Raw genomic sequence first — 12,140 nt, forward strand, 5'->3', positions numbered from 1 at the left:
TCCTTATCTATATTAATATCTTCTATCTTCCGCCCTCATATAGTTCCCAGGCCTTATATGAGCTCCTCACCAGGGGATCAGACGCAACCCCCTCAAAGCCAAGCTCCAGAGCCTTCTCCCTATACCAGTTAAAATCCTCCGGTGTCACATACTCCCTTACTGGAAGGTGTTCCTTGGAGGGAGCCAGATACTGTCCCAGGGTAAGAAAATCACACCCATTCCTCCTGAGATCCCTAAATACCTCTACAACTTCCTCCCTGGTCTCTCCAAGACCCAGCATAATCCCCGACTTGGTCTTAACCCTTCCATCTATCTCCTTAGCCCTTCTTATGAGCTCCAGGCTTCTCTCATAGTCTGCCTCTGGCCTCACCTCTTCATAGAGCCTAGGTACAGTTTCGATATTGTGGTTCAGAATTTCTGGTAGCGGTTCCAAAACATCCACTAAAGAATTCAGAGATCCCTGAAAGTCGGGTATGAGGACCTCCACTGCCACATCCCTGTTTATCTTTTTTATCTCCTCTATTGTTCTTCTGAACTGAGAGGCTCCCCCGTCTGGAAGATCATCCCTTGTTACAGAAGTTACCACCACATAACGAAGTCCCATCTCCTTTACAGCCCTGGCAACCCTTGCTGGTTCCCTCTCATCTACACACTGGGGTTCTGCGCTCCTTACATTACAGAATCTGCATCCCCTTGTACAGTTTCTTCCAAGGATCATAAAGGTGGCTGTTCCCTTGGAGTAGCACTCTGCCCTGTTGGGACAGTTGGCCTCCCTGCATACAGTGTTGAGACTCAGGTCATCCATGAGCTTCTCAACCCTCCTATTCCCTCCATTGTTGGGAATTTTTATCCTCAGCCACTGGGGCTTTCTGAGGACCTCATCCTTCCTCGCCTCTAAACTTTTCATTCTTCCCTCCAAAGCTATCTGAATTTTTAATTATGTATACCCCCCTATAAGTTTTTTTGTAAATAATCATTATCTTTTTCACTTTAAATTCTTTGTGATTTATTTATATTTTTCTCTATCCCTTTAATCCCTTTAGTTAATTTAGTGTACATCTGTACTATTTATTAGAAAAAAATTATAAAGTACTTTTATTTCACACATCCATACCAAAATTTATAGATACTCATTCCATAAATCCATCTCATATAAAAGATGAAAATCCTTCCATCACTTTTATATGGTATTTCAGTTCCTTTCATATAAATTTTATATCTGTCTTGCCTTTTAAGAGAGTTTTAACTTAAAATTTATTTAAGTGTTATAAAATGGTAATTGTATTATATTTCATGAGAAGGGGAGAAAAGAAAGTGGATAAAAATATCAAGATATTTTCAGGTACTTCAGGATGTCGTTTAGCCGATAAGGTAGCAAAGAAGTTAAATCTGCCTTTAGGTAAGTCAAAGATTCTCAAATTTCAGGATGGTGAATACTACACTAAGATCGATGAGACTATCAGGGGGGCTGATGTCTTTGTAGTCCAGTCTACCTCTCCTCCAGTAAACCAAAATCTTATGGGACTTCTTATCTTTATAGATGCACTAAAGAGGGCATCTGCAAAAACTATCAACGTTATCATCCCCTACTACGGGTATGCAAGGCAGGACAGAAAGGCCAGTCCAAGGGAGCCTATTACCTCCAAGTTAGCAGCTAACCTTCTGGCCACTGCAGGGGCTACAAGAATAGTTACAATGGATCTCCATGCCAATCAGATACAGGGATTTTTCGATATCCCGGTGGACCACCTAGAGGGGCTTCCTCTTATTGCCAACAGCTTTATCGACCATAACCTCTCTGGAGAGGAGATGGTCGTTGTAGCTCCAAATCCAAGCGGAGTTAAGAAGGCCAGAAAGCTGGCTGAATGGCTGGACTGTAAGATGGCTATAATAGACAGGAGACAGGAGGATGACCAACCTGAAACCCTTGATCTTATTGGTGATGTTAAAGGTAAAAGGGTTATCCTTATAGACGGAATAATAGATACTGGGGATACTGTCGTCAGGGGAGCTGAAGCAGTTATGGAAAAGGGAGCTACCGAGGTATATGCTGCATGTACCCACGGAGTCTTCAGCGGGGATGCCACTAAAAGAATAGAGGATTCTCCTCTAAAGAGGGTATTTATCACAGACTCTATCTACCTAACTGAGGAGAAGAGACCTGAAAAGATCGAGATCCTATCAGCAGATACACTATTTGCTGAAACCCTTAAGAGAATTATAAATAACCAGTCTCTCATGAGTCTGCTGGAAAAATAAAAGGAAGCCCTTCTGGGCTTCCTTTTATTTACCTCTATTGCTTCTCCTCTATAATCACTATTCCTCCGTCTATTATAAAGGTCTTGGCATCACTTGTGGTGATCTTGGTTCTCTCACCATTTCCATCTACAAGGATCCTTCCCTCCCACTGCCTTACAACTCCTCCGTTATAGTCGTATACAGTGACTACCCTGTTAAGGCCCACAGTTTCAGCCTTAAAGTTTTTGAAGTTTCTCTTCCACCTCATATTTCCGAAAATTCCAAATATAAAAACTATTGCAATAATTAATATCAGTCCTGCTCTTTTCACACTCTTCCTCCTTCATCATATATTTTTTAAATTATATAACTTCTGTAGAAGAATGTAAAAACAAATTTCCGCTGAAAAGGATTCCTCCTGGATAATATAAAATACCCTATTCCACTATATTCTTAAACTCAACATCTTCTTTGGTCACTACCTTTCCATTCTCAGAATACAAAACAGGTTTCCCAGCCAGCCTTCCCTCCTTATAGTTTATTCTTGACTGTACCTTACCGTTTTCATAATAGGAAACTGTTTTCCCGTCCAGCTTACCCTCCTTATAGTTCCTGGTGGCCTGTAGCTGACCGCTCCTATAGTACCAGATAGATTTACCATTTAACTTCCCTTGGCTGTAAATCAATTTTGCTTGTACTTGACCAGTTTCATAGTATCTGGTAGAGTTGCCCTCTAACTTACCCAGTCTATAACTTGTTCTTGCTCTCATCTTCCCATTCTCATAGTAACCTATTGATTCACCGTCGGGTTTTCCTCCTTTATAGTTTATTCTTGTCTGTACCTTACCGCTTCTGAAATAGATAAAGGATTCCCCTTCCTGTACTCCTAATCTGTAGTTTTTTACCGTCTCTAGCTCACCGTTCTCGCTGTAACTTTCCCACTTACCATCAAGCTTATTCTCCTTGTAGTTTCCAGTTGTCTTTATCTGACCGTTTTCATAGTAGAAGGTAGACTCTCCATCTTTTTCTCCTCCTCTATAGTTTGTTTTTACCTTTACCTGGCCATCACCATAATATGTAATCATGAGTACTAACTGTTCCTCTCCCTCATCACCTATATAGATTATTTCCTGTTTTTCCTGTTTTTGGGGAGGTACTTCCTCTTCCTCCATTGATATAGGAGCTGTCTCTTTTTCTATGTTTTCAGTGGCAGTTTCTTTTCTAATATTACAACGAACTAAAACTAGACATAACACGACAATAAATAAAAAAAGTAATATTCTTTTCATCTTTAACCTCCCTATGAAATTTCTCACTACTAATTTATACTAAAAAAAGAGGTTTTTACCTCCTCCTTCTTTAATGTCCTATACCTTCACTTTCTCTAGATACTATTTTTATTCGCAAAATCCCTCTTTAAATAAAAATCAGCCACCCTAAGGTGACCGATTAAACTCTTTTATAGATACACTCCTGTAAGAAGAAGTCCCGATGTAAATACAAATAGGATTCCCAGAAGGGGCATAACAAACTTAAACCACTTATCTAGAGTTACATCCACCATCATAAGGGATGCAAGGATAAGTCCCGTTGGAGTAATAAATGCCATCATTCCCATACCATACTGGTATGCACTTACTACAACCTCACGAGGTACACCTATTACATCTGCAAGAGGTGCCATAACTGGCATAGACAGTACTGCTAGTCCAGATGATGAAGGTACAAAGAAGGATAGTCCTGCAAAAAGAACCATCATTACATTTATAAATACTCCCTTCCCCATTCCATTTACTATATTTGAAGCATAGTAGAGCATAGTGTCACTGATTAATCCGTGGTCCATGATCATAGTTACTCCTCTTGCTATTCCAACAATTAGAGCTACTCCTAGAAGGTCTCTCGCCCCGTTTATAAACTCGGAAACAAAGGCTCTCTCATCTATTCTCTCAATTACAGCTACAACTATGGAAGCTACGAAGAATAGGGTAGTCATCTCAAGGAACCACCATCCAAGCTTAGATACTCCATAGATCATAACTATAAATGATAGAGCAAATATAGCCAGTACTAGCTTGGTTCTCGTATCATACTCTCTTGTTTCCTTGTCTGCAGTAGCGTGAAGAAACTTCTTCTCTATAGCTTCCTTCTGAGCAAAGATAAGGGATTTACTTGGATCCCTCTTAACCTTCTCTGCATACTTGATAATGTAGAGGATACAGATACCTGTTCCTACTACAAGCATGATACCTCTTCCTACTATTCCAGAGGTCCAGTTGATTCCAGCAGCATTGGAAGCCATAATTGTAGCAAATGGATTTACTGTGGAAGCCATGGTTCCTATGGAGGATCCCACGTATATAGATGCAACTGCTACCATGGCATCATATCCCACTGCCAGGAATACAGGTACAAGGATTGGATAGAAGGCTATTGTTTCCTCAGCCAGTCCAAAGGAGGTACCTCCCAGAGCTATAAGGGATGTAATTATTATAATAAGCCACTTTTCCTTTCCGTCCAGGGTCTTTGCCAGGTGGGCGATTCCTGAGTCAAATGCTCCTGTGTGGTTTACTACACCTATGAATCCACCTATGATAAGGATAAAGATGATAATATCTACCCCTTCATACATTCCATTTATAGGTGACTGGAACAGTTCCTTTATCCCCTGGGGATTTGAAGGAAGTTCAGTATATGTTCCAGGGATCCCCACTGGTTTCCATATATCTCCATCTACAAATTTGCTCAGTTCAGCCTTTATTCCAAACTTATCCAACGTTTCCTGAGTAGGAGGATAGTCCATAGCCTCTCCAGTGGCACTTGTTACGGTAAATACATTTGATCCTGAGTCATATGCCAGGGAATCATACTTTCCTGCCGGCATAACCCACGTCAATACAGCTACCATCACAGCTACAATAAATAATATTGTGTATGCTGTAGGAAACTGTAGCTTTTTCTTTTTAGTCATAACCCTCTCCTTTTTTTAAGTTAAATTTAATTTTGACAAATTGATTTTACAGTTTTCTCAGGATATTTTCAAGTTATTTTTTCATATTTTGTATAATTTATGACTATTTTATACAAAAAAATAACAAAAACAAAACAAAGTTGTAGTGCTGGATTACACTAAACCTTTATGTCACTTAAGGTTATTTTAAGAAATCTTTTGGAAAATCCCCCTACGTAAAAAGCCTCCCTTAACCCAGGGAGGCCTACAATAAATATCTATGATTTTAAAGGACAGTCTGTCTACTGCTTCCCCTTTAATTCCCCTATTACTTCTAAAAACTCTCTTCCATACCTTTCAAACTTTACCTCTCCTATCCCGTGGATCTCCAGCATACCTTCCCTGTCTTCGGGAAGGTATCTTGCCAGCTCATAGAGGGTCTTATCTGAGAATACCGTATAGGGTGGCTTCCCCTCCCTCTTGGCTATCTCATATCTAAGATTTTTAAGTTCCCCAAAGGATCTCTCACCCTCATGGCTTACCCTTTTATCCACTGTGACAACTCTCCTTGTAAGGGTCTTCCTCTCCCTTATAAAGATATAGGCCTTAGAGGTAAGCTTCAGAGTAGGAAACTCCCCCTTTACAACCTCTATATACCCGTCTCCTATAAGGAGGTCTATCAAAGCCCTTATCTCCTTCTGATTCCTCTCCTTCAGGAGTCCGTAGGTGGAGTTTTTCTCCAGCCCCCACTTGAGGATACTCTGATTTTTTGATCCTGCCAGGATCCCCACTACCATGGTGACACCAAACCTCTCCTTGGTTCTCCCTATACAGGAGATTATCTTCTGAGCTTCAATTGTGATGTCCTCTGTCTCCCCCTCATTTAAACAGTTGCTACAGTTGTCACATCCCTCTATACCCTCATCTCCAAAATACTCAAGTATATAGGACCTGATACACTGGGAGGTGTGGCAGTAGTTAACCATGGCATTCAGCTTCTCATACTTTATATCCACTACCTCCTGGCTGCTCTCAAAAAGGTTGTTCTCTATGAAGTATCTCTGAGTCAGAATATCCTTTGGATTGAAGATGAGTATGCACTGGGAAGGAAGACCGTCCCTTCCTGCTCTTCCCGCTTCCTGGTAGTAGCTCTCCATATCCCTTGGAAGGTTATTGTGGATAACAAACCTTACATTGGACTTATCTATACCCATTCCAAAGGCGTTGGTAGCCACCATTATATCCAGTTCATCTCCCACAAATTCCCTCTGTACTCTCTGCCTCTCGGTATCTGCCATCCCTGCATGGTAACGGCCTACCCTGTATCCCCTGCTCTGAAGTTCAGCATGGATACTGTCCACCTCCTTCCTAGTGGATGCATAGATGATTCCCCCCTCATCCCTGTGTTCCTTCAGGTACCTCTTTATATAGGTCAGGCTGTTTACTCCCTTTACTATGGAAAACTTCAGGTTTTTTCTGTCAAAGCCATTCACATAAACAGTGGGATCAAAGTCCAGGTTCCCCACTATATCTTCCCTTACCTGAGGGGTAGCAGTAGCTGTAAAGGCTGATACCACAGGCCTACTGGAGAGCCTCTTTATAAACCTGGGAATATTCAGGTAGCTCCTTCTGAAATCATGTCCCCACTGGGAGATACAGTGGGCTTCATCTACAGCTATCTGAGAGATAGTTTTACTCCTTATCATCTCCACAAACCCCTCATTTTCCAGCCTTTCTGGAGCAATATATATCATCCTATACCGTCCCATATCTATCTCTGAAAATATCCCCCTCATCTCTGCAGGGGTGAGGGAACTGTTTATATATACCGAGAGAATTCCCAGAGTATTAAGGGCTCCTACCTGATCCTCCATAAGGGAGATAAGGGGAGAAATCACAAGGGTTATCCCCTCAAAAACAAGGGCGGGTATCTGATAGCAGATAGACTTTCCTCCACCTGTGGGCATAACTCCCAGGGTATCCCTTCTCTCTATTATATTTTTTATTATCTCCTCCTGTCCCTCTCTGAAATTGGTATATCCAAATGTTTTTTTCAGTATCTCATATATCTCTTTCATCTTTTCTCCTGTATTCAATTCTTTCCCTACAGTATACTATAGTTATTTTCTTATTAAAAGAAGATTCATATAAGAACAGAAAAAGAGCAGCCCTTAATAGCTGCCCCTTCTTTTCTCTATGCCTCTTCTTTTTCATCTACCAGATTTTGTATCTCTGGAATTTTCTCTATTTCATTTAGAATAACTAATATCTCTTTAATCTCTCTCCTGATCTTAGGAGTCATATCATTCACTGTTCTGATCATATTTTCTATTGTATAGTAGGAGTTTTCTACCACTGCTTCCCCGGATTTTTCAGATACTATGTAGGCATCCATTGCTACCTGGATCTCCTTCATCTTCTGAAGGTAGGTGTTGAGCTCCCTTGTCTTTCTGGTTATCTTCTCTAAATTTTCATCCAATTTTCTTCTGTTTTCCACAGCCTCCATTGTTACTCTGGAGAGCCTGGAAGCCACCTCCCGGGCATCCTTTCCGCTCAGAGTTCTCTGCATAGCTTTTTCAGCACTTACTCTTCTTATTTCTTCGCTGAGGTCTACTCTGTTCTTAGCCTGTGCAATAAGCTTTTCCGTGGCCAGGATCAAAGCTTCAGACTGGAGGGCCGTTATTTCAATTGCTGAGTCAAAATACTCTATCTGCTTTACAGACAACTGCTTCACCTTGGGGCTATTTGAGCTGCTGGTACATCCTGTCAGAATAATAATTATCATAATACTCATCAACTTTAAAATCTTCATAGTATATTATCCTCCTTTTCATTCACTCCACAAAAATTCTCTCTATAACCTCATATAGGGTTTTTTAATAAATTTCCTCTTTATTTTCCTTAACTTGAATTTTAAAAATTGCTATAATACTTATTGAAAGTTTAATTTAATAATCTTTAAACAAGATGAGAGGAAGTTAATATGAATATAAAGTGTCAGTGCGGAGAGGTATATACCATCTCCATGCCAAAATTAGAGGCAAACCTAGATGTAAACATCTATACCGACGGTGTGGTAGAGGGAGGAAGTGTTCCCAGAGATATCAAGGTATTTAAGTGTTCCTCATGTGGTGAATACAGGTATATCGCCCAGTGCGAGAAGGTGACTAACAGCGGTGCTCCCCTTACAGAACCCACCTCAGAAGAGTATATTGAACTCATTAAAATGAAGGAGTTCGACACTCCCGGAATCAGAGTTAAGGCGTGGCAGAGGAGCAACGACAGGTACAGAAATATAGATTCCCTGGAGGATGTGGGAGTGAAGGTAGAGCTCCTCAAGGCAAAGATCGCTGAGATTCCCTCTGTAGCTCACTTTGATGAGTATATAGCAAAGATGGAGGCCAAGCTTGCCCAGACTACTTCAGAGATCATAGAAAAGAAGATAGAAGAGTTGAAGAGTAAGAGGGTGGAGGTTCTTCAGAGGGTAGAGGAGAAGAGATACCTGGAGGAGCTAAAAAGAAAACAGGAAAAGATGAAGAATGCAGGAGAAGTAGAGATAAGCTACACCCCTGAAGAAGAAGAGAATATGAGATACCTCCTAGAGATCTTAGAGGATGATGGTGCAGGTCTCCTTCTCAAGGGTGAGATCCTCAGAAACCTTGGAAGGTTTGAGGAAGCCATAGAGATGTGCAGCAGGATCTCTGAAAAACACTATGAGAATATCCTAAAAACCATTACCGATTTAGCTCAGAAGAAACTAAAGAAGGTAGCTCAGCTGAGAGACTAATTCCTAACCTTTGACAATCCATAACCCAGATAGGTGCAGGGTTCCCTTCACCTATCTGGGTTTTTTTATTTTTTAGAGGGATAAACTTTTTTATGGACCGGACTCAAAGGGCACAAAAGTAAAGAAGACCTTTGAATAAGAATATAGATCCAAGGGTCTCCACTAGAATTTCAAACAAGACATCCTACAGGTACTTCTCCTCAAGGGACTCAAATACCCTACTGGCAAACTTCCTTGCCCCCTCTACTGCCGACCTGCTTCTAAAGTACTTCTTCCCTCTATCCCTCACACCTACCTTTCCTATATAATCAAGGTTTGAGTGCTTTGAATATCTCCTTAAGCCCTCCTCAAAAACCCCCGCTCCCTCCTCTATCTCATAGCCGCATGTGGTAACCAGGCCGCACCTCTTCCCCTCCCAGAGGCAGGGTCCCTCGGTCTCCCCATAGTACTTATTCATACCGTAGACCAGCCTGTCCATGACCGCCTTCATAGGGGGCGTGCAGTACCATGAGTAGATAGGGGTGGCAAAGATGATGCAGTCTGCCTTTAACACTAGTTCATAGATCTCTCCCATGTCATCCTCCTTGGGACACCCGGGTCCCTCAAAGATATTCTGACAGGCCCAGCATGCTGTGCAGGGCTCTATGTGTTTGTCCCTGAGGATTATATGATCTACCTCTGCTCCCAACTCCTTCAGCTCCTCCATAAAGGGCTCCAGGAGCAGAGCAGTGTTGCTGTTGGTTCTCAGACTTCCAAATAATATACATACCCTCATACTTACTCCTTTTCATTCCTTTTCTTTCTTCACTACTAAGGTGATTGCTCCTATCCTCCCCTCCTGCAAGAAAAATTTATTTTATGAAGTAAAAGCTTTAACTCACACTGGAGTATAGTTTAAAATATAGGGAGAAAAAATTTAGGAGGAGATAGGATGAAGAGGATAAAGCAGCAGATGGATTTCCTGCATGAGATCGATAAGGTAAAGGATGTTTTCAGGGAATCTTTAACACTGAATAAGAGAAGGGAAAATGATGCTGAACACAGCTGGCACATGGCTATGGTAGCTCTCACTCTGAAGGAGTACTTTATAGGTGAGGTCAACCTCGAGAGATCATTGAAGATGATACTTCTCCACGACTTAATAGAGATATATGCTGGGGATACTCCTGCTTTCGGCGCAGAGAGACCCAATAAGAGGGAGGATGAAACTGAAGCAGCAAGAAAGCTGTTCTCCATCCTTCCTGAGGATCAGGAAATGGAATTTCTGGAGCTATGGCTGGAGTTTGAGGATTGCCAGACAGATGATGCAAAGTATGCCAATGTGTGTGACAGATATCAGGGATTTATGCAGAATCTGACTTCCCATGGGCATACCTGGAAGAAGTTTGAGGCACCCATGGACAGGGTACTGGAGAGGGTAGATATCCTAAGAACCTGTGTCCCTGAGCTCTTTAACAGCTATGTCCTTCCTGAGCTTGAGAGGTACAGGGCAAGGGGAATAATTAAATAACTCCAATAAAACAATAAAAAAGGAGCCCTGAGCTCCTTTTTTTAATCTTCCTTTTAAAACATCGAAGCTACAGTGACCCTGTCCTTCCCCATTATCTTTGAGTGGTACATGGCCTGATCGGCTCTGTGGATGAGCTCCCTGTAGTTTTCGGCTTTCTGATAGGAGGCTATCCCCGAGCTCATGCTCAGCTGGTAGTTGTGAACCAGAACATTTTTCTTGAGTTTTTCTTTTATCCGTTCCATGATCTCCAGGGCCACCTCCTCCGTTGTGTTCTGGAAAACTATCAAGAATTCATCTCCACCGTAACGAAAGGCATAGTCCGTCCTTCTTATGGAGGACTTTATGAGCTCTCCTATATACCTCAGGAGTTCATCCCCCTTCCTGTGTCCCTCGGTATCATTTACCCTCTTAAAGTTATCTATATCTATAAAGGCAACTGCTGTTTCACACCTTATCTCCTCAGCCTCATCCAGGAGGTCGTTCAGCTTATCCTCCAGATAGTGTCTGTTGTAGAGGCCTGTGAGGGGATCCCTTATGCTTTTTTCCACAATATAGGAGCTGACCCTCTTCTCATAGCCAAAGGCCAGAACGATGGCAGTTGAGATAACTACCAGTCCCAGAGGCATGAGGACCTTGTCTATCTGGGAGATAACTCCCTCCATCTCATATACCTCATCCATGACATTCTGAAAGGCTCCAGTGTAAAATATTATGGCCCCCACTGTGTAGAGGTTCCCTGACGAATTTTCTCTGAAGCCTATCCTTCTGCAGAAGATCCATATGAGGGGCTGGATGCATATCAGCATCTCACTTATTATATCCCAGGCGGTATTTTCCTCCACTAAGGGATACCTCATGTCCAGCAAAAGAAGCATGAGGCTTATATTTATTATAATCAGATATGGTATAAGGACCTTGCTTTTCAATGTTATCCCTCCTTATATCTTTAATATTGCTCCTTCCACTAAGGAAGTTCGTCATCTGTGAAGTAAGTTAAAAAATCCCTGAAAATTTTCGTGATCTCCAGGATGACTTTAATTAACTATTCTCAGCGTTCACTGTTATTCCTTTGGTAGTTCATATTTTTTAGAGTTATTTATCTATATAACAGTGATTTTAAGCATCCTATCTTATTTTTAAACAAGAAAAAAGGTGAAGACGGGGATCTTCACCTTTTTTGAGAGAGTTTTTTATGAAAAAGTTATGCACTTACTTTTGCTATGGGGATATAATACCCTACCTTTGTGTTCTTTATGTGTCATAGAAATGATATGTTGGAGGTTTAAATTTAAGATAACTTTTCATACCTTTTGTCTTGATGCAAAAGGTATCTAAAAAATCAAGACTTCCGGCAATTGTCTTTTAGAGCTAACACAAAGTTTCCGTTTCTTTTATGGGCACTGGATAGAACCTATCCTGTTTGACGAAACGACGTAGAATATTCTGTGAAGCCTGACGACTGCCTGCAGTCGGCCGCTTTAAACCTTCTACAAGAAAGCAGGCTATTAAACGCTTTTAATATTAATACTTTAGGCTGTTGCAAAAGTATTGTATAATTTTCAATATTGCAATGGCCTTTTCTATTGTAAATAATAATATCTTTAAACTAACATTAAAAAACTTCCTGCTTAGCCCTCTAACTCTATGATTATCAA

At 41.2% G+C, this 12,140-nt stretch carries 11 protein-coding genes; 3 read left to right on the forward strand and 8 right to left on the reverse strand.

Translation table 11 applies throughout. The annotated features are described in order from the left end of the window. Nucleotides 1-22 precede the first annotated feature (22 nt). Complete coding sequence (gene lipA / locus QMG11_RS17220; RefSeq protein WP_281837562.1) at nt 23-907, reverse strand: lipoyl synthase; 885 nt, start codon at nt 905-907, stop codon at nt 23-25. A gap of 386 nt (nt 908-1,293) precedes the next feature. On the opposite strand from lipA, the gene QMG11_RS17225 reads away from it, so the two are divergent. Then, nucleotides 1,294-2,259 carry a ribose-phosphate diphosphokinase gene (locus tag QMG11_RS17225; RefSeq protein ID WP_281837572.1) on the forward strand — a complete coding sequence of 322 codons (966 nt, stop codon included), beginning with the start codon at nt 1,294-1,296 and terminating at the stop codon, nt 2,257-2,259. A 34-nt stretch (nt 2,260-2,293) separates the two neighbouring features. On the opposite strand, the gene QMG11_RS17230 is transcribed toward QMG11_RS17225, so the two are convergent. The 5 genes from QMG11_RS17230 to QMG11_RS17250 form a co-directional block, all read right to left on the reverse strand. Continuing rightward, nucleotides 2,294-2,569, reverse strand: a complete 276-nt coding sequence (locus QMG11_RS17230; protein WP_281837563.1) for a hypothetical protein — start codon at nt 2,567-2,569, stop codon at nt 2,294-2,296. A 106-nt stretch (nt 2,570-2,675) separates the two neighbouring features. After that, nucleotides 2,676-3,527, reverse strand: coding sequence for a toxin-antitoxin system YwqK family antitoxin (locus QMG11_RS17235; RefSeq protein WP_281837564.1), 852 nt, complete (start codon nt 3,525-3,527; stop codon nt 2,676-2,678). Between the two features lie 170 nt (nt 3,528-3,697). Next, nucleotides 3,698-5,209, reverse strand: coding sequence for a YfcC family protein (locus QMG11_RS17240; protein ID WP_281837565.1), 1,512 nt, complete (start codon nt 5,207-5,209; stop codon nt 3,698-3,700). Between the two features lie 281 nt (nt 5,210-5,490). Continuing rightward, nucleotides 5,491-7,266: a DNA helicase RecQ gene (gene recQ / locus QMG11_RS17245; RefSeq protein ID WP_281837566.1), complete on the reverse strand. Its 1,776-nt coding sequence runs from the start codon at nt 7,264-7,266 to the stop codon at nt 5,491-5,493. 116 nt (nt 7,267-7,382) lie between these two features. Continuing rightward, a complete protein-coding gene (locus QMG11_RS17250; RefSeq protein WP_281837567.1) occupies nt 7,383-8,000 on the reverse strand; it encodes a hypothetical protein in 618 nt (205 codons plus the stop codon). Nucleotides 8,001-8,171: 171 nt separating this feature from the next. Between QMG11_RS17250 and QMG11_RS17255 the strand changes: the two genes are divergently transcribed. After that, on the forward strand, nt 8,172-8,975 hold the full coding sequence (locus QMG11_RS17255) for a hypothetical protein (protein ID WP_281837568.1): 804 nt from the start codon (nt 8,172-8,174) through the stop codon (nt 8,973-8,975). A gap of 184 nt (nt 8,976-9,159) precedes the next feature. Here the strand turns inward: QMG11_RS17255 and QMG11_RS17260 are convergent, their stop codons facing one another. Then, nucleotides 9,160-9,750 (reverse strand): flavodoxin family protein, encoded by a 591-nt coding sequence (locus QMG11_RS17260; protein ID WP_281837569.1) that lies wholly within the window; start codon nt 9,748-9,750, stop codon nt 9,160-9,162. Nucleotides 9,751-9,906: 156 nt separating this feature from the next. Between QMG11_RS17260 and QMG11_RS17265 the strand changes: the two genes are divergently transcribed. Next, nucleotides 9,907-10,485, forward strand: coding sequence for an HD domain-containing protein (locus QMG11_RS17265; protein ID WP_281837570.1), 579 nt, complete (start codon nt 9,907-9,909; stop codon nt 10,483-10,485). Nucleotides 10,486-10,538: 53 nt separating this feature from the next. On the opposite strand, the gene QMG11_RS17270 is transcribed toward QMG11_RS17265, so the two are convergent. Then, entirely contained in the window at nt 10,539-11,411 is an 873-nt protein-coding gene (locus tag QMG11_RS17270) for a GGDEF domain-containing protein (protein WP_281837571.1), read from the reverse strand. Nucleotides 11,412-12,140: the final 729 nt, after the last annotated feature.

Source organism: Propionigenium maris DSM 9537 (genome assembly GCF_027925155.1).
Taxonomy (GTDB): domain Bacteria; phylum Fusobacteriota; class Fusobacteriia; order Fusobacteriales; family Fusobacteriaceae; genus Propionigenium; species Propionigenium maris.